The following is an 18,222-nucleotide window of genomic DNA, read 5'->3' on the forward strand; positions in this document are numbered from 1 at the left end:
CATGCACAGCCTGTCTCCGTACGGCCTCACCTGCGAATTCCTCGAAAGTCCTCGGGGCGTCGACGAACCCGCCCCCCGCCTGGCATGGAAACTGCGCTCCGGCACGATGGGCGACCGCCAGACCGGCTACCGCCTCACCGTGCGAGCGGCCGGCGAGCACGTATGGGAGGCCTCGGGCGACGGCGGACAGCAGGTCGCCTACGAGGGCCCGCCCCTGGAGCCCTCGACCCGCTACGACTGGACGGTCGAGGTCCGCGACGCGTGGGGCGCGGTGGCGGGCCGCGCGGCGTCGTGGTTCGAGACCGGGCTCATGGATGGCTGGGAGGCGGCCTGGATCGCCAGGGACGACGGCTCGCTGCCGGTCTTCGAGCCCCCGCGCGACGACGACCTCACGCTCAACACCCGCAAGCTTTCCGCCTGCTCCCACCTGCGCAAATCCTTCGACCTGGACGAGGCGCCGGTGCGGGCGCGGCTGCACGCCAGCGCCCGTGGCCTGCACCGCTTCTCGCTGAACGGCGCCCGCGTCTCCGACGGCGAGCTCGAGCCCGGCTGGACCGACTACCGCCACCGCATCCGCTACCAGACCTATGACGTCACCGCGCACCTGAGCCAAGGCCCCAACGTCCTGGCCGCGCTGCTGGCCGACGGCTGGTGGAGCGGCTTCGTCGGCTTCGACCCGCGCAAGGCGGGCAAGCTGTACGGCGACGCACCGCAGCTGATCGCCCAGCTCGTCATGGAGTTCGCCGACGGCGCCCGGCGTGTGATCGCCACCGACGGCACCTGGCGGGAGTCCCCGGGCCCGCTGCGTTACGCCGACCTGCTCATGGGCGAGTACTTCGACGCCACCAAGCGGCTCGACGGCTGGGACGAGCCCGGCTTCGACGACATCGGCTGGCCGAACGCCCTGGCGACCGGCACCGGCACCGGCGCCCTCGTCTGGTCGGCGAGCGCCCCCGTACGCGTCGTCGCCGACCTGCCCGCCCAGGACACCTGGCGGACCGCCGGCGGCGCGACCATCGCCGACCTCGGGCAGAACATGGTCGGCCGGGTCCGCCTGACCGTCCGCGGCGCCGAGCGCGGTTGCCGGATCCGGCTGCGCCATGCCGAGATGCTGGAGGACGGCGGCCTGCACCTGGCCAACCTGCGCCGCGCCGAGGCCACCGACGTCTACATATGCGCCGGCGACCCCGTCGAGGTGTACGAGCCGGCCTTCACCGTGCACGGCTTCCGCTACGTCGAGATCACCGGCTACGACGGCCCCATCGAGGTCACCGGCCGGGTGCTGCAGAGCGACACGCCGTGGACCGGCGAGTTCAGCTGCAGCGACCCGCTCGTCAACCGGCTGCACGAGAACATCCGCTGGGGCCAGCGCGGCAACTTCGTCGCGGTGCCCACCGACTGCCCGCAGCGAGACGAGCGGCTCGGCTGGCTGGCCGACGCGCAGGTCTTCCTGCCCACGGCGGCCCGCGGCGCCGACGTGGCGGCGTTCTTCGCCGACTGGATGCCGGACGTGCTCACCGGCCAGGACGCCCAGGGCGGCTTCCCCGACGTGGCGCCGAAGGTCTGCCTGACCAGGGAGGGCGCGCCCGGCTGGGGCGACGCGGGCGTGATCGTGCCGTGGACGCTGCATCGCCTGTATGGCGACCGCCGCCTCCTCCAACGCTGCCTGCCCGCGATGGCCGCCTGGGTGGACGGCATCGAACGGCACAACCCCGACCTGATCTGGCGCACCCGTACCGGCCGCAACTACGGCGACTGGCTGCAGGTCGGCGCGGACACCCCGCGCGAGGTCCTGGCCACGGCGTACTTCGCCCAGTCCGCCACCCTCGTGGCGGAAGCGTGCAGGGTCCTCGGCGAGCCGCACGAACGCTACGAGAAGCTGGCCGCGGCGATCAGGCAGGCGTTCGACGACGCGTTCGTGGACGCGGAGGGGCGCATCCGCGGCGACACCCAGACCTGCTACCTGCTCGCCCTGGAGTTCGGCCTGACCGACCCGGAGCGCGCGGCCGCTCACCTGGTGCGCGACCTGGCCGCCCACAACGGCCACCTCACCACCGGCTTCCTCGGCGTCGCGCTGCTGTGCCCCGTGCTGACCAGGGTCGGCCGTGCCGACCTGGCCTACCGGCTCCTCCACCAGGAGACCTTCCCCAGCTGGCTGTTCTCCGTGAAGCACGGTGCCACGACCATCTGGGAACGCTGGGACGGCTGGACCCCGGAACACGGGTTCCAGTCGGCCGCCATGAACTCCTTCAACCACTACAGCCTGGGCGCTGTCGGCGACTGGCTCTACGGGGGCGTGGCCGGGATCGGCCAGGCGGCGGGATCATCAGGGTACGCCGGCCTGGTCGTCAGCCCGCACCCCGGCGGCAAGCTCACCTGGGCCCGCGCCGTGCAGGAGACCGCTCGGGGGCGCGTGGAGTCCGCATGGTCGCTGACGGGCGGCGTGCTCACGCTGGAGGTCCTCGTCCCACCGGGCGCGGCCGCCACGGTGCACGTCCCCACCCGCGACCGCGGGGCGATCGAGCCCTCCGCCCACGTCACCGTACTCGAACGGCGTGACGGCGTGGTCGTGTGCTCGGTGGCCTCCGGCCGCCACCGCTTCACGACCCCCTGGCTCACACACGAGAGGACGACGCCTTGAACATCCCCACACGATGTGACGTCCTGAGCGCCGGAGGGCTGGCCGCCGCGGCGGGCAGGGGATGACGGCGGGCGCGCTCAAGTGAAAGGTTGTCAAATGAGGTTGGCAGGCAGGAAGGCCGTCGTCACCGGCGCGGGAGGCGCCATGGGAAAGGTGTTCGCCCAGGTCCTGGCCAGGGAGGGCTGCGATGTCGCCGGGCTGGACGTGCAGGGCCTGGAGGAGTTCGGGGACGCGGTCCGCGCGACCGGGCGCGCGGCCCTGGAGCTCAAGGCCGACATCACCGACCTGGACGCCACACAGGCCGCCGTCGGGCAGATCGCCGACGCGTGGGGCGGCGTGGACATCCTGGTCAACAACGCCGGCGGCGGCATGGTCCGGAAATTTCATGAGATGACCGCTGACGAGTGGCGGCGCATGATCGACGTCAACCTGACCAGTGTTTTCAACGTCACCCGCGCGGTCGTGCCGTCGATGCTGGCCCGCGGCGGCGGCCGCATCGTCAACATCGCCTCCATCGCGGCCCTGCGCGGCGGCCGCCTGGTCAGGCATGCCACCGGGTACGCCGCCGCCAAAGCCGGCGTGGTCGGCCTCACCAAGGCCCTGGCCATCGAGTACGCCACCGACGGCGTCACGGTCAACTGCATCGCCCCCGGCGCCCAGCGGACGCCCGGCCGTGACCGCGACACGCCCGATCAGCGCGAGGCCCTGCTCGCTCAGATCCCCACCAGGACGCTCGGCCGCCCCGAGGACCTGGCGGAGACCATCGTGCACTTCTGCCTGCCCTCGGCCGCGTACCTGACCGGCGTCATCCTGCCCCAGGACGGAGGTCACTCCATCTGATGAGCGACCCTGCGAACGGCATGGAACGGGGCCGGGCCCGCTACGACGAGGTGTACGGCGAGGGCGCCGCCGACCGGCTGCTCGCCGCCCTGTCGGGGCTCGGCTCCGACCTCGGTCGCTACGGCGTGGCATTCAACTTCGGCGAGATCTACTCCCGCCCCGGGCTGGACCTCAAACAACGGCAGATCGCCTCGATCGCGTCCCTGGTCAACATCGGCGGCGTGGAACCACAGCTGACAGGGCACATCAACGCCGGGCTCAATGTGGGCCTGACCCCCGAGGAGATCGTGGAGGTGATCATCCACTGCGTGCAGTACGCGGGGTTCCCACGGGCGATCAACGCGCTCACCGTGGCCAAGAAGGTCTTCGAGCAGAGAGGTGTGGCATAACATGCCGACCGTCGTACTGATCGGCACCCTCGACACCAAGGGCGAGGAGTACGCGTGGCTGCGTAACCGGCTTGTGGAGCTGGGCAGCGACGTGATCGTCATCGACGCGGGCGTCGGCCCGCACGGCGCCCTCGTCGACGTCTCCAGCGAGCAGGTCGCCGCGGCGGCCGGCCATGACGTGCGGGCGTTGCGGGAGGCGGGCGACCGAGGGGCCGCCGTCACGGCCATGGGCGAGGGCGCGGCAGCCGTCCTCGCCGGGCTGCACGCCGACGGCCGCGTGGACGCCGTGCTGGCGCTGGGCGGCAGCGGCGGCTCGTCCATCGCCGCGCGGGCCGTGCGCGACCTGCCGATCGGGCTGCCCAAACTGATCGTCTCCACGATGGCCTCCGGCGACGTGTCGCCGTACGTCGGGGCCAAGGACGTCACGCTCATGTACAGCGTGGTCGACATCGCGGGCGTCAACCGGGTCTCGCGGGCCATCCTCGGCAACGCCGCCGCCGCGGCCGCCGGCATGGCCTCGGCGCACCAGCTCACCAAGGCCGCCCGCACCGCCGCCCGCGAGGACCGGCCACTGATCGGCGCATCCATGTTCGGCGTCACCACCCCGGCGGTGGACGCCGCCCGCGAGCGGCTCGGCGAGCTCGGTTACGAGGTGCTGGTCTTCCACGCGACCGGCTCCGGCGGCCGGGCCCTGGAGGCCCTGGCGGCCGACGGCCTACTCGCGGGGGTGCTCGACCTGACCACCACCGAGTTGGCCGACGACCTCGTCGGTGGCGTGTTGTCGGCAGGATCCGAGCGGCTCACCGCGGCCGGCGCACGCGGCGTGCCGCAGGTGGTGGCGCCGGGCGCGCTCGACATGGTCAACTTCGGCCCCCGCGACACCGTGCCCGCCCCGTTCGCCGACCGCCTCCTGTACGTGCACAACCCGACCGTCACGCTCATGCGCACCACCGCCGAGGAGATGCGCGAGCTCGGCCGCCGCGTGGCCGCCAAGCTGCGGGACGCGAAAGGGCCTGCGGTGTTGTTCGTGCCCCGGCGCGGGGTCTCCGCGCTGGACGCGCCCGGCGCCGCCTTCGCCGACTCGAAGGCCGACGCGGCCTGCTTCGAGGCCATGGAGGAGGGCCTGCGCGGCTCCGGCGTCGCGGTCGAGGACCTCGACCTGCACATCAACGACCCCGCCTTCGGCCGTGCCATGGCCGAGCGGCTCCACGACCTGATCACCGGAGGTGCCTCGTGAACAGGCAGGACGTCCTCGCCAGGCTCCGCGCGCCGGTCGCCGCGGGACGGCCCATCGTCGGCGCGGGCGCCGGCACGGGCCTGTCGGCCAAGTGCGCCGAGGCCGGAGGCGTGGATCTGATCATCATCTACAACTCGGGCCGCTACCGGATGGCCGGGCGCGGCTCGCTGGCCGGGCTGCTGCCGTACGGTGACGCCAACCAGATCGTCGTCGAGATGGCCTCCGAAGTGCTGCCGGTCGTCCGCGACACCCCCGTGCTGGCCGGGGTCTGCGGGACCGACCCGTTCCGCGTCATGCCGCTCTTCCTCGACCAGCTCAAGGCCATGGGGTTCGCCGGCGTGCAGAACTTCCCGACCGTGGGCCTGTACGACGGGCTCTTCCGGCAGAACCTGGAGGAGACCGGCATGGGCTACGACCTGGAGATCGAGATGGTCCGGCTGGCCCACGAGCGCGACCTCGTCACCGCGCCCTACGTCTTCGACGAGGACCAGGCACGGGCGATGGCCGAGGCCGGCGCCGACGTGCTGGTCCCGCACGTGGGGCTGACCACCAAGGGCAGCATCGGCGCGGGCACCGCGCTGAGCCTGGACGAGGCGGCCGAGAAGGTGCAGGCCATGCGGGACGCGGCGGCCGCCGCACGGCCCGACGTGCTCGTGCTCTGCCACGGCGGGCCGATCGCCGAGCCCGAGGACGCCGCCTACGTGCTGTCGCGCACCAAGGGCGTCGTCGGATTCTTCGGGGCCTCGTCCGTCGAGCGGCTGCCGACCGAGCGCGCCATCACCGAGCAGGTCCGAGCCTTCAAGTCACTGAGCTTCTGAGGAGAGTGCCATGCACGTCAGCCCCGACAACGTGCCCACGATGGCCTTCGACTGGGGGTCCATCAAGTGGTTCGTCACCCCGTCGGCCATCCCGGGGGCGGCCAGCACCCTCGGCGAGGTCATCGTCAACCCCGGCAGGGGGCACGCCCGTCACAACCACCCCAACGCCGAGGAGGTCATCTACGTCATCTCGGGGGAGGGGCGGCAGATGGTGGACGACGGGCAGGAGTTCACGATCAAGGAGGGCGACACCGTGCACATCCCGGCGGGCGCCTACCACTCGACGTTCAACACGACCTGGCGGCCGCTGCGGCTGATCGTCACGTACACGCCCGGGGGAGAGGAGAAGGCGCTGGAGGCCGCCCCCGACCTCACGCTGTACGAGGCAGGCAGCGTCGCGGAGTGGCGGCAGGCCTGACGCGCCGCCGCGGACGAGCGCGTTCGGGGAGAACACGCTCGTCCGCGGCCGGCCCCCAGTGCCCATCACCCGTGGATCGGGCTGGGGTCAACGGGGGATGAAGCCGCGGTAGACGACGGTCCGCCACCGGCGCACCGGCCACTGCCGATCCCTGATGCCGCTCAGCACGAGGGCGGCGACCCCGCCGGTGAGGACGATGCCGACGATGATGCTCATGACGAGCATGAAGGCGATTTCCATGACGATCCCTTCGCCATAAGTTCGAATCTGAACTTGTTCGCGGTGGAACAGGACGCTTCCGCGCCCTATTCCGTCAGAAGGAGTACGGGCCGAACCGGCCCCAGGCCACGAAGGCGGCCAGGGCGAGCAGCACCACGTTGGCCACGATCATCTGGGGCTCCTTGCGGCGGGCATGCGTGACCGCCGCTCCGATCATGACCAGGACCAGGCCGGTCGCGGCCAGGGGCGTCAGCACCGGCACGATGCCGAACGCGGCGGGCAGGATCAGCCCGATGGCGGCCAGCAGCTCCAGCGTGCCGATCGCCTTGACGGCACCGGGGGAGAAGTCCTCGGTCCAGGCCATGCCGGAGGCGGCCAGCTTCTGCTTCGGCTGGCTGATCTTCATCAGCCCGGCGGCGAGGAACGCGAGGGCGAGCAGGCCGGCGCCGATCCACAGTACGACGTTCATCGGGATTCCGATCCCTGGGGGGTGACTTGAAGTTTCAACTCGAAATGTACGCGGCTGCGACTTGAAGCGTCAAGTCAATCCGAGGCGCGATCACTTGAGAGTTCAAGTTAGAGTGGACGGCATGGACAACGTACAGAACCAGGAGCCGCGCTGGCTGAGCGAGGAGGAGATGGAGAGCTGGCTGGTGCTGGTCAGCGTGCTGATCAGGCTGTCGGCCGCGCTGGACGGTCAGCTGCAGCGCGACGCCGGGATCAGCCATTTCGAATATCAGGTGCTGGCGATGTTGTCGATGAGCGAGGAACAGAGCGTGCGGATGAGCGAGCTGGCGGCGCTCTCCGACGGGTCGTTGTCACGCCTTTCGCACGTGGTCAAGCGGCTGGAGAAGCGCGGCTGGGTGCGCCGCACACCGGACCCGGCCGACGGCCGCTACACCCTGGCCACCCTCACGGTGGAGGGCTGGAAGAAGGTCGTCGAGACCGCCCCGGGACACGTCGAGGCCGTGCGCCGCTACGTTTTCGACCCCATCACCAAGGCCCAGGTCCGGCAACTGCGTGACATCGGCCGCCGCATCTCCCTCGCCATCGACCCCGACGAGACCTGCCTCGGCGGGCGCTGACCTCCACGCCTGACCTCGCCGTCCCTCAGCAAGGAGCCTCTCCATGACGTCCCTCTTCAACCCGGACGTGCCCGCCGGCGCGCACGACGCGTTCCTGCCCAGCGCGCTGCCCCTGGCCCGCGCCCAGCGCGCGTGGACGCCCGCCGACGGCCCCCTGCCCGCCCTGTACATCAGCCACGGCGCGCCCCCGCTCTTCGACGACGGCCACTGGATCGACGAGCTGTTCGCCTGGGCCCAGGCCCTGCCCAAGCCGAAGAGCATCCTCATCGTCTCGGCCCATTGGGAGGCCGCGCCCCTGTCCCTGTCCGACCCGGGCGCGCACACCCCGCTCGTGTACGACTTCGGGGGCTTCCATCCCCGCTACTACACCATGCGGTACGACACCCCCGACGCCACCGGACTGGCCCGGCGCGTGGCCGCGATGATGCCCGACGACGAGCCGGTCCACCAGCACGCCGGCCGCGGGCTCGACCACGGCGCGTGGGTGCCGCTCATGGCCATGTACCCGCTGGCCGACATCCCCGTGCTCCAGCTAAGCCTGCCCACCCACGACCCCGCCAGGCTCCTGGACCTCGGGGCGCGGCTGGCCCCGTTGCGGGAGGAGGGCGTGCTGGTGATCGGGTCGGGCTTCATGACGCACGGGCTGCCGTTCGTCACCAGGGAGATGCTGGAGGGCGCGGTCCCGTCCTGGTCGTCGGACTTCGACGCCTGGGCGGCCGGCGCGCTGGCCCGAGGCGACGTGGACGAACTGGCCGCGTACCGGACGCGGGCGCCCGGCATGCCGTACGCCCATCCCACGGTGGACCACTACATCCCGCTGTTCATCACGCTCGGCGCGGGCGGCCGGCCGGATCGGCCGGTTCGCACTGTCATCGACGGCTACATGATGGGCTTCTCGAAGCGCTCGCTCGAGACCTGACGCTGTCTAGGGCATCGGCAGCAGCCCTTCCTGCCGGACCGTCCACGTGTCCGGGAAGCCCGGCGCCGGCGGGCCGCCGTCCCAGCCCTTGGCCATGAGTGCGACCGCCGACAGGAGACCACCGTTGCCTGGCAGGTAGACGGGGAGGGCGGCCGTCTGCCTGTTGTGGCCGTTCGGCAGGTACGTGTTCTTGGCCACGGGCATCAGCAGGGCGTCGACGGCGGTCGCCGGCTCGCCCAGCCGCGTGGCGGTCATGGCGATGGCCGGGTAGTCCCAGCCCCAGGTGGTCTCCCAGCGCCAGGTGGCCAGCACCGAGCGCAGTGTCGCCCGCATGCACGTTAGGGAGTCACATCCATGCATCGGATCGGCGTCAACGGCGACCGCCTGGCCGACGAATCGGGACAGATCGGCGGCGGCAGCGCCGTCATGAAGGAAGGCGGCACGCTGCACTTCGTCTTCAGCGACGTGTTCACGTTCGAGGGCGACGCGATCAGCCGGCTGGAGACGTACCAGGTGAATCTCGGCTGACTTCGCGCAGCTGGCGCCGGACGATGCCTTTGACGAGTGTCGAGGAGCGCACCTAGAGTCCCGACCTGATGATCGGCTGCTGACCGAAAGTTTCGGCGGTCACCAGCGGCCGGACGGAAAGGACACCCCTGACGTGCGCATGTACGACAACCCGGTGATCGGCGGGTTCCACCCGGACCCGAGCGTGTGCCGGGTCGGCGAGGACTACTACCTCGCGTGCTCCAGCTTCGAGTACTTCCCCGGCGTGCCGATCTTCCACAGCCGCGACCTGGTGCACTGGCGGCAGATCGGCAACGTGCTCGACCGTCCCTCGCAGCTGGACCTGCCGCCTGAGACGTCCGCCTCGGCCGGGATCTACGCGCCGACCCTCCGGCACCACGCGGGCCGGTTCTACCTGATCACGACGAACGTCAGCGGCGGCGGCAATTTCATCGTCACCGCCGACCGCCCCGAAGGCCCCTGGTCCGACCCGGTCTGGATCGACCTGCCCGGCGTCGACCCCGACCTGGCCTGGGACGAGGACGGCTCCTGCTGGAGCGCCGTCTCCGGGAACCAGGTCGCGCGCATCGACCCGGAGGCCGGCAAGGTCCTGGAGGGGCCGTACCCCATCTGGTCGGGCACCGGCGGGAAATATCCCGAGGCGCCGCACCTGTACCGGGTGGACGGCTGGTGGTACCTGCTGATGTCGGAAGGCGGCACCGAACGCGGCCACGCCGTCTCCATCGCCCGCGCCCGCTCGCCGCGCGGCCCCTTCGAACCCGGACCGGTCAACCCGATCCTCACCCACCGCGGCACCGACCGGCCGATCCAGAGCACCGGGCACGCCGACCTCGTCCAGGCCGCCGACGGCGGCTGGTGGATGGTGCTGCTGGGCACCCGCCCGCGTGGCCACAGCCCCGACTTCCACGTCCTCGGCCGGGAGACCCTCCTCACCCCGGTCACCTGGGTGGACGGCTGGCCGGTCGTGGGACCGGTGGAGGAACGCCATCCCGCACCGGACGCCTGGCACCCGTTCCCCGAAACGCCGTCCCGGGACGACTTCGACGGCGAGACGCCGGCGCTGTGCTGGGTCTCGCCGCGCGGCCGCCCCGACGGCTCCTGGTCGCTGACCGAACGCCCCGGCTGGCTGACCCTGCACGCCACCGGCCCGACCCTCGATCGGCCCGGCCACACCTTCATCGGCCGCCGCCAGCAGCACCACGACTGCCGCGTCACCGCCCGCCTCGATCCGGGGTCGTCGCGGGCGGGGTTGTCGGTGCGGATCGACGAGGCCCACCACTACGACCTGGAGGTGAGCGACGGGCAGGCGAGGGTGATCGCCAGGATCGGGCCGCTGCGCCAGTGCGTGGCCGAGCATGCCGTGCCGCCGGGGCCGCTCACGCTCGCCCTCGACTTCCGCACCCGCGACATCCTGCCGCCGTCCGCGACCGGGCCGGCCGCAGAACCGCTGGGCATCGAGGGCCGCGGGCCGGACACGATCGCCTTCTCCGCCGACGGGGTGCTGCTGGCCGAGTTGGACGGCCGTTACCTGTCGACGGAGGTGGCGACCGGCTTCACCGGGCGGGTCATCGGCATGTACGTGATCGAGGGAAGTGCGAGCTTCGACTGGTTCGAGTACGACGCCGGTGGCGGTGCCGGCGGTCGGTGAGAGGCGTCGCAACGGTCGCGCCGCTGGTGTTCACGCGGCCTCGCGCGGGGACTCAGTAGGGTGAGAGCCGCACCGCCGGCCGGCGGGCGAGGCGTAGGGAGGTGAGCGTGGCGCGGCTGAGGGCGCCGCGGTGGCGGGGGGCCGACCGCGCGCCCGCCGACCGCGTGACCACGGTGGAAGTCTTCTTCGACGTCGTCTTCGTCTTTACGCTCACCCAGCTCACCCACATCCTCGAAGCCGACCTGTCGCTTCCCGGCGCCGGCCGCGTGCTGCTGCTCTTCGCGATCCTGTGGTGGATGTTCGACGGATACGTGTGGCTCTCCAACCACGTCCCGCCCCGGTTGCCCGCGCAGAAGCTGCTGCTCTTCGTGGCCATGGCGGGGTTCCTGATTGCGGCGGTGGGCATGCCGCGGGCCTTCACGGGCACAGGGGTCGTCTTCGGTGTCGGCTACCTCGTGGTGATCAGCGTCCATCTGATCCTCTTCACGCAGGCCGACGTCGGCAGGGGGCTGCGCCGGCTCGCCCCGTACAACCTGGGCGCCGCCCTGCTGGTGCTGGCCGGCGGGCTCGCCGGGGGAGTTCCGCAGTACGTGTGCTGGGTGGCGGCGTTCGCGCTGCAGATGGTGGTGCCCTATCTCGTGCCGCGCCGGTCGTGGCTGAGCGTCGTATGGTCCTTCCGCATCGCCCCTGAGCATTTCGTCGAGCGGCACGGCCTTCTGGTGATCATCGCGCTCGGCGAGTCCGTCGTGGTCATCGGGATGGGCGTGGACGTCACGCACCTGTCCGCAGGGATCCTGGCCATGGTGGTGCTGGCGCTCGCGCTGCCGGGCGCGCTGTGGTGGACGTACTTCACCGACACCCCCGCCGCCGAGGCCGTGCTGAGCGCCGCCGAGCCGGGCTCGCGCGCCCGGCTGGCGCTGCGGCTCGGGTTCGCGCACATCCCGGCGCTGCTGGGCGTCATGATCGCGGCCGCCGGGATGCACGGCGCGGTGGCGCATCCCGGTTCCCCGGCGTCTTGGCAGTCGGCGCTGGCGCTGGGCGGCGGGGTCGTGATGTTCCTCGCCGGCATTGTGTGGGTCCGCCGGTCGCTGCGTACGGTGCCGGTGAGCAGCCGGCTGGTCACGGCGGCCGCCGTGCTCGCGACGATGCCGATCGGCACGGTGGTGAACGCCGGCCTGCACCTTGCCGCCGTGGTGGCGGTCCTCGTGGCGATGCTGCTGATCGAGCGCCGCCACCACGCGGACGAGATCCCCGGCGAACCGGCCGTTTAGGAACTCTCCCGTCAGGACCTTCCCGCGGGCCACGACGCCGTAGTCGAGGCAGCCGCCGGTAATTCCTCGTCCCGATCGCACCGGCACGTCGCCTGAGCGGCAACTTGTCAGCGGCCTCTCCGAGCCTTATTGCCGGAAAGTTTCCGGAAAGTTGTTGTTGAAAAGCGGCTCATATTTAGCCTGTGACCCGCGCTAACGGCAACAACTTCGGCAGCAACGTCACGGCCTGGGTACCCCTTGACACGATTCAATGCGACCCTTAAGTTGCCGCAATATTAACGAATCTCCTCGAAAGTTTCGGTGTCATCACCGGTCGAAAGGACGGCATGAGGGGCCAAGTACCAATGGACACGAGCCCGGCGACCGATGAGGCCGCACCGTGGCAGGACACGCGGCTGTCGCCCGCCGAGCGGGCCGCCGCGCTGGTCCCGCTCATGACGCTGGAGGAGAAGGTGGCCCAGCTCGTCGGCGTGTGGGTCGGCGCCGATGCCTCAGGGGGAGGCGTCGCGCCGCACCAATCCGACATGACGGGCCCCCCTGGTGAGCTGGAGTGGAACGAGGTGATCCGCCACGGGCTGGGCCAGCTGACCCGCCCGTTCGGGACCGCGCCGGTCGATCCCGTCGCCGGCGCCCGCTCGCTGGCCGCGTCCCAGGAACAGATCACGGCGGCCAGCCGGTTCGGGATCCCGGCGCAGGTGCACGAGGAGTGCCTGACCGGGTTCGCCGCCTGGAAGGCGACCGTCTACCCGGCTCCGCTGAGCTGGGGCGCGTCCTTCGACCCCGAGCTGGTCGAGGAGGTGGCCGGGCAGGTGGGCCGGACGCTGCGGGCGGCCGGCGTGCACCAGGGCCTCGCCCCCGTCGTCGACGTGACCAGGGACTACCGCTGGGGCCGCACAGAGGAGACGATCGGCGAGGACCCGTACCTCGTCGGCACGATCGGCGCGGCCTACGTGCGCGGCATCGAGGGCGCCGGCGTCGTGGCCACGCTGAAGCACTTCGCCGGGTACGCCGCCTCCCGCGGCGGCCGCAACCTCGCCCCCGTGGCGATGGGGCGCCGTGAGCTGGCCGACACCGTGCTGCCGCCGTTCGAGATGGCCCTGCGCCTGGGCGGCGCCCGGTCGGTCATGAACTCCTACGCCGAGATCGACGGCCTGCCCGTGGCCGCCGACGAGGAGCTGCTCACCGGGCTGCTGCGCGGCGACTGGGGCTTCTCCGGCACGCTCGTCTCGGACTACTTCGCGATCCGGTTCCTGGAGCGCCTGCACGGCGTCGCCGCGGACGGCGGGGACGCCGCGAGGCTCGCGCTGCGTGCCGGGATCGACGTCGAGCTGCCGACGGTCGACACGTTCGGCGCCCCGCTGATCGAGGCGGTGAAGGCGGGGGAGATCGACGAGGCGCTGATCGACCGCGCCCTGCACCGGGTGTTGACGCAGAAGGCCGAGCTCGGCCTTCTCGACGCCGATTGGAAAGCGCTTCCCGAGGACGTCCAAGGGCTGCGCCTCGATGACGAGACCGGGCAGGACCTCGCGTTGCGGCTGGCGCGGGAGTCCGCCGTCCTGCTCCGCAACACCGGCGGGATCCTACCGCTGGCCGCCGGGCGGCGCGTCGCGCTCGTCGGCCCGGTCGCCGACGACCCGATGGCGATGCTCGGCTGCTACACCTTCCCGGCTCACGTGGGCCCGCACCCCGAACACGGGCTCGGGGTCGACATCCCGTCGCTGCGCGAGGCCCTCGGCGGGATGGTCCCGGACCTCACCTACACCAAGGGCTGCGACATCACCGGCGACGACATCTCCGGCATCGCCGCGGCGGCCGCCGCGGCCGCAGAAGCGGACGTGTGTGTGCTCGCCGTGGGCGACAGGGCGGGACTGTTCGGGCGCGGCACCTCCGGCGAGGGCTGCGACGCCACCGACCTGCGCCTGCCGGGCGTGCAGCCCGAGCTCGTGCGGGCCGTGCTGGCCACCGGCACCCCCGTGGTGCTGGTGCTGCTCGCCGGCCGCCCGTACGCGCTGGATGCGGACGCCGACGCGGCCGCGGCCGTCGTCTACGGCTTCTTCCCCGGCCAGCGGGGCGGCCAGGCCGTCGCCGAGGTGCTCACCGGCGCGGTCGACCCGTCTGGGCGGCTGCCGGTCAGCGTGCCGCGCGACGCCGGCGGGCTGCCGTCGACGTACCTGTCGCCGCCGCTGGGCCGCCGCTCGGAGGTGTCGTCCGTGGACCCGACGCCCGCGTACCCGTTCGGCCACGGGCTCGGCTACACCACGTTCGAGTGGAGCGAGGCCGGCGTGCGTGGACCGGCCGAGTGGCCGGTCGACGGCGAGGTCACCGTCGAGATCACGGTGCGCAACACCGGCTCGCGGCCCGGCACCGAAGTCGTGCAGCTGTACCTGCACGACCCCATCGCGCAGGCGACCAGGCCGGTGGTGCGCCTGGTCGGCTACGTCCGCGTCCCACTGGAGCCGGGCCGGACCGCGCGCGTGTCGTTCACCGTCCCGGCCGACGTCACGTCGTTCACCGGGGCACGCGGCCGGCGGATCGTCGAGCCCGGCGACGTCGAGCTGCGCTTCGGCCGCTCCAGCGCCGAGACGGCGGCGACTGTGCCGCTGCGCCTGACCGGCGCCGAGCGCGAGGTCGGGCACGACAGAAAGCTGCTGGCCACAGCAGGCGTCACAGCGGAGGGCGCGGGATAATGAGCACAACGCTGGAAAATCCGCCGCGGGACACCCGCCCGGCCAGCCCGGAGCCCAGCCGGCGCAGACGGGCCAAGCCGGGCACCTGGCGGCACGCCTTACGCCGCGACTGGCAGCTGTACTCGCTGGCGATCCTGCCGCTGCTGTTCTTCCTGATCTTCCGGTACGCCCCGATGCTCGGCAACGTGATCGCCTTCAGGAAGTTCGAGCCCGGCGGCAGCATCTTCGGCGAAACCTGGGTGGGCCTGCGCTACGTGGAGATGTTCCTGAACGACCCCACGTTCTGGACCGTGTTCACCAACACGCTCATCCTCGGCGGACTGACCCTGCTGTTCTGCTTCCCGCTGCCGATCGTGCTGGCACTGCTGCTCAACGAGGTACGCAACCGGCGCATCAAGCGGCTCCTGCAGTCGGTGTCCTACCTGCCGCACTTCCTGTCGATGGTGATCGTGGCCGCCATGGTCATGCAGATGCTGGCCATCGACGGGCCGATCAACCAGATCGTGAAGGCGTTCGGCGGCGAGGCCACCCCGTTCATCCAGAAACCGGAGTGGTTCCGCACGATCTTCGTCTCGTCGGAGGTCTGGCAGACGGTCGGCTGGGGCACCATCCTCTACCTGGCCGCGCTGACCACCATCGACGAGCAGCTCTACGAGGCGGCCAGGATGGACGGCGCGAGCCGGTGGCGGCAGATCTGGCACGTCACCCTGCCGGGCATCCGCCCGACGGCCGTCACGCTGCTGATCCTCAACCTCGGCACGTTCATGGCCACCGGCTTCGAGAAGGTCCTGCTGCTGTACAACCCGCTGACCTATCCGACCGCCGACGTGGTCACCACGTACCTGTACCGCATGGGCGTGGAGTCCAGCTCCATGAGCTACGCCGCCGCGATCGGCCTGTTCGAGGCGCTGGTCGGGGTCGTGCTGATCGTGTCGGCCAACTTCATCTCCCGCCGCACAGTAGGGACGGGCCTGTGGTGACGACCGTCAAGAGCCGGGGCTACCGCGTCTTCCAGGGCGTCAACGCCGTCATCCTGACCGGCGTCGTGATCGTGACGCTGTATCCCTTCGTCAACATCATCGCGCGTTCGTTCAGCGACGAGCGTTACATCGTCTCCGGACAGGTCAACTTCTTCCCGCGCGGGTTCAACGTCAAGACGTACCAGCTCGTGATCTCGGACCCGATGTTCTGGACGAACTACCGCAACACCGTGGTGTACACCGTCGTCGCCACGGCCATCGCGATGGTGCTGACGACGTGCTACGCGTACGTCCTGTCCAAGAAGCACCTCAAGGGCCGCACGGTCCTCGTCTGGGTCGCCATCTTCACCATGATCTTCTCCGGTGGCCTGATCCCCCAGTACGTGCTGGTCAACAGCCTCGGGCTGACGAACTCCATCTGGGCGATCGTCCTGCCGAACGCCATCAGCGTGTTCAACCTCCTGGTCATGAAGGCGTTCTTCGAGGGCCTGCCGAGCGACCTTGAGGAGGCCGCCGCCATCGACGGCCTCAACACCTACGGCATCCTGTGGCGGATCGTGCTGCCGCTGTCGAAAGCGGTCATCGCCACGATGGTGCTGTTCTACGCCGTCTCGTTCTGGAACTCGTGGTTCACCGCGTTCCTCTACCTGAACGAGCAGGAGTTGTTCCCGGTGACCATCTACCTGCGCAACCTCATCGCAGGGGCCACCGGCGCCGAGTCCGCCGGAGCCGCGATGTCCGAGGTGTCGGCGGCCGCGGCCAACATCCAGGCGGTGACGATCATGCTCACCGTCCTTCCCATCCTGGCGGTCTACCCCTTCGTCCAGCGGTACTTCGTCTCCGGAGTCATGCTCGGCGCGGTCAAGGGCTAGCCGATGTCCATCCGAAAGGAACCCCCCATGCAGCACATCTCCCGGCGTCAGGCACTCATCGGGCTGGGTGCGCTCACCTTCGTCGTCGCCGGTTGCGGCGAGGACGAGGCCCCGAAGAAGGGCGCCGAAATGTCGGCGAACAAGGCGGGCGCGATGGCGGGCTACGCCGCCGGCCAGCAGTTCAAGGCCACCGAGCCGGTCACGTTCGACCTACTTCACCTCAACAACCCGTTCTACCCGCTCAAGAAGGACTGGCTGCTCTGGCAGGAGGTCACCAAGCGGACCAACGTGACGCTCAAGCCGGTGGAGGTGCCGCTCAGCGACTACGAGAAGAAGCGCGGCCTGCTGGTCGGCTCCGGGCAGGCCCCGCTCATCATCCCGAAGACCTACCACCCGTCCGAAGAGGCGTTCGTCGCCTCCGGCGCCATCCTGCCGGTCAGCGACTACCTCGATCTGATGCCGAACTTCAAGGACAAGATCGCCAAGTGGAAGCTGGAGCCGGAGCTGAACACCCTCCGGCAGGCCGACGGCAAGTTCTACCTGCTGCCCGGCATCCATGAGAGCCCCTGGGTGGACTACTCCCTGGCGGTCAGGACCGACATCCTGGAGAAGCACGGCCTGGAGATCCCGAAGACCTGGGACGAGCTCTACACCGTGCTCAAGGCGCTGAAGAAGGAGTACCCCGACCAATACCCCATGACCGACCGGTGGGGCGTGCCCACGCCGGGCGGCAACCTGCTCAAGATCGTGGCCCAGGCCTACGGCGCCAAGGGCGGCTGGGAGTACCAGCACGCGACCTGGGACTCCGCCGCCGGCAAGTTCGCCTACACCGGCGCCATGCCGCAGTACAAGCAGATGATCGAGTACCTGCGCAAGCTGGTGGAGGAGAAGCTGCTCGACCCGGAGAGCTTCACGCAGCAGGACGAGCAGGCCAAGCAGAAGTTCAACTCCGGCAAGTCCTTCGTCATCAGCACGAACGCGCAGTCGATGGTCAACGACTACCGGCCGACGCTCACCAAGCTCGTCCCCGACGCCAAGATCGTCAAGATCCCGGTGCCGATGGGACCGGTCGGGGAGTACAAGATCCAGACCCGGCTCGAGAACGGCGTCATGATCTCCAAGAAGGCGCTGGAGAACAAGAACTTCGTCGCCATGATGCAGTTCATCGACTGGCTCTACTACTCCGACCAGGGCCAGGAGTTCGCCAAGTGGGGCGTCGAGGGCACGACGTACACCAAGGACGCCTCCGGCAAGTTCACGCTGGCCAAGGACATCGACTTCATCGGGCTCAACGCCGGCGCGCCCAAGCACCTGCAGAAGGACTTCGGCTTCTCCAACGGCGTGTTCGCCTACGGCGGCCCCCTCAAGCTGGTGCAGTCCACCTTTTCCGAGGAGGAACTGGCGTTCCAGAACGTGATGAACGCCAGGCAGCTCTGGCCGGTCGAGCCGCCGCGCCCGTTCAACGACGTGGAGCGCGAGCAGGCCACGCTGTGGGAGACGCCGCTGAAGGACTTCGTCACCCAGCAGACGCTCAAGTTCATCCTCGGCGAGCGCGACCTCAGCGAGTGGGACGCCTACGTCAAGGAGCTGGAGGGCAAGAACATGACCACCTACATCAACCTCGTCAACACCGCCTACGACCGGTTCAAGAAGGAACACGGCTGATTCTG

At 70.4% G+C, this 18,222-nt stretch carries 18 protein-coding genes; 15 read left to right on the forward strand and 3 right to left on the reverse strand.

Annotated features, from left to right (window positions below; all coding sequences use genetic code 11):
* Position 1 precedes the first annotated feature (1 nt).
* From ACTWPT_RS29750 to ACTWPT_RS29775, 6 genes are all read left to right on the forward strand, one after another.
* The gene (locus ACTWPT_RS29750; protein ID WP_443180779.1) at positions 2-2,641 is read left to right on the forward strand and encodes a family 78 glycoside hydrolase catalytic domain; all 2,640 of its coding nucleotides are present in this window, start codon (positions 2-4) and stop codon (positions 2,639-2,641) included.
* Positions 2,642-2,737: 96 nt separating this feature from the next.
* The gene (locus ACTWPT_RS29755) at positions 2,738-3,481 is read left to right on the forward strand and encodes an SDR family NAD(P)-dependent oxidoreductase (RefSeq protein WP_443180780.1); all 744 of its coding nucleotides are present in this window, start codon (positions 2,738-2,740) and stop codon (positions 3,479-3,481) included.
* Positions 3,481-3,870: a carboxymuconolactone decarboxylase family protein gene (locus ACTWPT_RS29760; protein ID WP_443180781.1), complete on the forward strand. Its 390-nt coding sequence runs from the start codon at positions 3,481-3,483 to the stop codon at positions 3,868-3,870. The genes ACTWPT_RS29755 and ACTWPT_RS29760 overlap by 1 nt, the downstream gene beginning before the upstream one ends.
* A gap of 1 nt (position 3,871) precedes the next feature.
* On the forward strand, positions 3,872-5,107 hold the full coding sequence (locus ACTWPT_RS29765; RefSeq protein ID WP_443180782.1) for a Tm-1-like ATP-binding domain-containing protein: 1,236 nt from the start codon (positions 3,872-3,874) through the stop codon (positions 5,105-5,107).
* Entirely contained in the window at positions 5,104-5,925 is an 822-nt protein-coding gene (locus ACTWPT_RS29770) for a phosphoenolpyruvate hydrolase family protein (RefSeq protein WP_443180783.1), read from the forward strand. Before ACTWPT_RS29765 ends, ACTWPT_RS29770 begins: the two co-directional genes overlap by 4 nt.
* 10 nt (positions 5,926-5,935) lie before the next feature.
* On the forward strand, positions 5,936-6,343 hold the full coding sequence (locus ACTWPT_RS29775) for a cupin domain-containing protein (RefSeq protein WP_443180784.1): 408 nt from the start codon (positions 5,936-5,938) through the stop codon (positions 6,341-6,343).
* A gap of 87 nt (positions 6,344-6,430) precedes the next feature.
* Here ACTWPT_RS29775 and ACTWPT_RS29780 read toward each other — a convergent pair whose 3' ends face one another.
* Together ACTWPT_RS29780 and ACTWPT_RS29785 are read right to left on the reverse strand one after the other, a co-directional pair.
* Positions 6,431-6,583 carry a hypothetical protein gene (locus ACTWPT_RS29780; protein ID WP_443180785.1) on the reverse strand — a complete coding sequence of 51 codons (153 nt, stop codon included), beginning with the start codon at positions 6,581-6,583 and terminating at the stop codon, positions 6,431-6,433.
* A 73-nt stretch (positions 6,584-6,656) separates the two neighbouring features.
* Positions 6,657-7,031, reverse strand: a complete 375-nt coding sequence (locus ACTWPT_RS29785) for a DoxX family protein (protein WP_443180786.1) — start codon at positions 7,029-7,031, stop codon at positions 6,657-6,659.
* Between the two features lie 121 nt (positions 7,032-7,152).
* Between ACTWPT_RS29785 and ACTWPT_RS29790 the strand changes: the two genes are divergently transcribed.
* Together ACTWPT_RS29790 and ACTWPT_RS29795 are read left to right on the forward strand one after the other, a co-directional pair.
* Positions 7,153-7,647: a MarR family winged helix-turn-helix transcriptional regulator gene (locus ACTWPT_RS29790; RefSeq protein WP_443180787.1), complete on the forward strand. Its 495-nt coding sequence runs from the start codon at positions 7,153-7,155 to the stop codon at positions 7,645-7,647.
* Between the two features lie 43 nt (positions 7,648-7,690).
* Entirely contained in the window at positions 7,691-8,566 is an 876-nt protein-coding gene (locus tag ACTWPT_RS29795; RefSeq protein ID WP_443180788.1) for a dioxygenase family protein, read from the forward strand.
* Between the two features lie 6 nt (positions 8,567-8,572).
* Here ACTWPT_RS29795 and ACTWPT_RS29800 read toward each other — a convergent pair whose 3' ends face one another.
* Positions 8,573-8,899 (reverse strand): hypothetical protein, encoded by a 327-nt coding sequence (locus tag ACTWPT_RS29800; RefSeq protein WP_443180789.1) that lies wholly within the window; start codon positions 8,897-8,899, stop codon positions 8,573-8,575.
* 21 nt (positions 8,900-8,920) lie between these two features.
* On the opposite strand from ACTWPT_RS29800, the gene ACTWPT_RS29805 reads away from it, so the two are divergent.
* From ACTWPT_RS29805 to ACTWPT_RS29835, 7 genes are all read left to right on the forward strand, one after another.
* A complete protein-coding gene (locus ACTWPT_RS29805) occupies positions 8,921-9,094 on the forward strand; it encodes a hypothetical protein (protein ID WP_443180790.1) in 174 nt (57 codons plus the stop codon).
* A 139-nt stretch (positions 9,095-9,233) separates the two neighbouring features.
* Positions 9,234-10,742 (forward strand): glycoside hydrolase family 43 protein, encoded by a 1,509-nt coding sequence (locus tag ACTWPT_RS29810; RefSeq protein WP_443180928.1) that lies wholly within the window; start codon positions 9,234-9,236, stop codon positions 10,740-10,742.
* A gap of 107 nt (positions 10,743-10,849) precedes the next feature.
* On the forward strand, positions 10,850-12,013 hold the full coding sequence (locus ACTWPT_RS29815) for a low temperature requirement protein A (protein WP_443180791.1): 1,164 nt from the start codon (positions 10,850-10,852) through the stop codon (positions 12,011-12,013).
* 344 nt (positions 12,014-12,357) lie between these two features.
* On the forward strand, positions 12,358-14,700 hold the full coding sequence (locus tag ACTWPT_RS29820; protein WP_443180792.1) for a beta-xylosidase/alpha-l-arabinosidase: 2,343 nt from the start codon (positions 12,358-12,360) through the stop codon (positions 14,698-14,700).
* The gene (locus tag ACTWPT_RS29825; RefSeq protein ID WP_443180793.1) at positions 14,700-15,680 is read left to right on the forward strand and encodes an ABC transporter permease; all 981 of its coding nucleotides are present in this window, start codon (positions 14,700-14,702) and stop codon (positions 15,678-15,680) included. Before ACTWPT_RS29820 ends, ACTWPT_RS29825 begins: the two co-directional genes overlap by 1 nt.
* Positions 15,677-16,552 (forward strand): carbohydrate ABC transporter permease, encoded by an 876-nt coding sequence (locus tag ACTWPT_RS29830; RefSeq protein WP_443180794.1) that lies wholly within the window; start codon positions 15,677-15,679, stop codon positions 16,550-16,552. The genes ACTWPT_RS29825 and ACTWPT_RS29830 overlap by 4 nt, the downstream gene beginning before the upstream one ends.
* 27 nt (positions 16,553-16,579) lie before the next feature.
* Positions 16,580-18,217 carry an ABC transporter substrate-binding protein gene (locus ACTWPT_RS29835; RefSeq protein ID WP_443180795.1) on the forward strand — a complete coding sequence of 546 codons (1,638 nt, stop codon included), beginning with the start codon at positions 16,580-16,582 and terminating at the stop codon, positions 18,215-18,217.
* Positions 18,218-18,222: the final 5 nt, after the last annotated feature.

Source organism: Nonomuraea sp. 3N208, assembly GCF_052245935.1.
Classification (GTDB): Bacteria; Actinomycetota; Actinomycetes; order Streptosporangiales; family Streptosporangiaceae; genus Nonomuraea.

Bases quoted from the DNA above. Each gene is read 5' to 3' on its own strand.
- ACTWPT_RS29825 (WP_443180793.1), top strand. From the start codon at position 14,700: ATGAGCACAACGCTGGAAAATCCGCCGCGGGACACCCGCCCGGCCAGC.
- ACTWPT_RS29775 (WP_443180784.1), top strand. From the start codon at position 5,936: ATGCACGTCAGCCCCGACAACGTGCCCACGATGGCCTTCGACTGGGGG.
- ACTWPT_RS29790 (WP_443180787.1), top strand. From the start codon at position 7,153: ATGGACAACGTACAGAACCAGGAGCCGCGCTGGCTGAGCGAGGAGGAG.
- ACTWPT_RS29810 (WP_443180928.1), top strand. From the start codon at position 9,234: ATGTACGACAACCCGGTGATCGGCGGGTTCCACCCGGACCCGAGCGTG.
- ACTWPT_RS29835 (WP_443180795.1), top strand. From the start codon at position 16,580: ATGCAGCACATCTCCCGGCGTCAGGCACTCATCGGGCTGGGTGCGCTC.
- ACTWPT_RS29760 (WP_443180781.1), top strand. From the start codon at position 3,481: ATGAGCGACCCTGCGAACGGCATGGAACGGGGCCGGGCCCGCTACGAC.
- ACTWPT_RS29795 (WP_443180788.1), top strand. From the start codon at position 7,691: ATGACGTCCCTCTTCAACCCGGACGTGCCCGCCGGCGCGCACGACGCG.
- ACTWPT_RS29820 (WP_443180792.1), top strand. From the start codon at position 12,358: ATGGACACGAGCCCGGCGACCGATGAGGCCGCACCGTGGCAGGACACG.
- ACTWPT_RS29800 (WP_443180789.1), bottom strand. From the start codon at position 8,899: ATGCGGGCGACACTGCGCTCGGTGCTGGCCACCTGGCGCTGGGAGACC.
- ACTWPT_RS29805 (WP_443180790.1), top strand. From the start codon at position 8,921: ATGCATCGGATCGGCGTCAACGGCGACCGCCTGGCCGACGAATCGGGA.
- ACTWPT_RS29780 (WP_443180785.1), bottom strand. From the start codon at position 6,583: ATGGAAATCGCCTTCATGCTCGTCATGAGCATCATCGTCGGCATCGTC.
- ACTWPT_RS29750 (WP_443180779.1), top strand. From the start codon at position 2: ATGCACAGCCTGTCTCCGTACGGCCTCACCTGCGAATTCCTCGAAAGT.
- ACTWPT_RS29755 (WP_443180780.1), top strand. From the start codon at position 2,738: ATGAGGTTGGCAGGCAGGAAGGCCGTCGTCACCGGCGCGGGAGGCGCC.
- ACTWPT_RS29765 (WP_443180782.1), top strand. From the start codon at position 3,872: ATGCCGACCGTCGTACTGATCGGCACCCTCGACACCAAGGGCGAGGAG.
- ACTWPT_RS29785 (WP_443180786.1), bottom strand. From the start codon at position 7,031: ATGAACGTCGTACTGTGGATCGGCGCCGGCCTGCTCGCCCTCGCGTTC.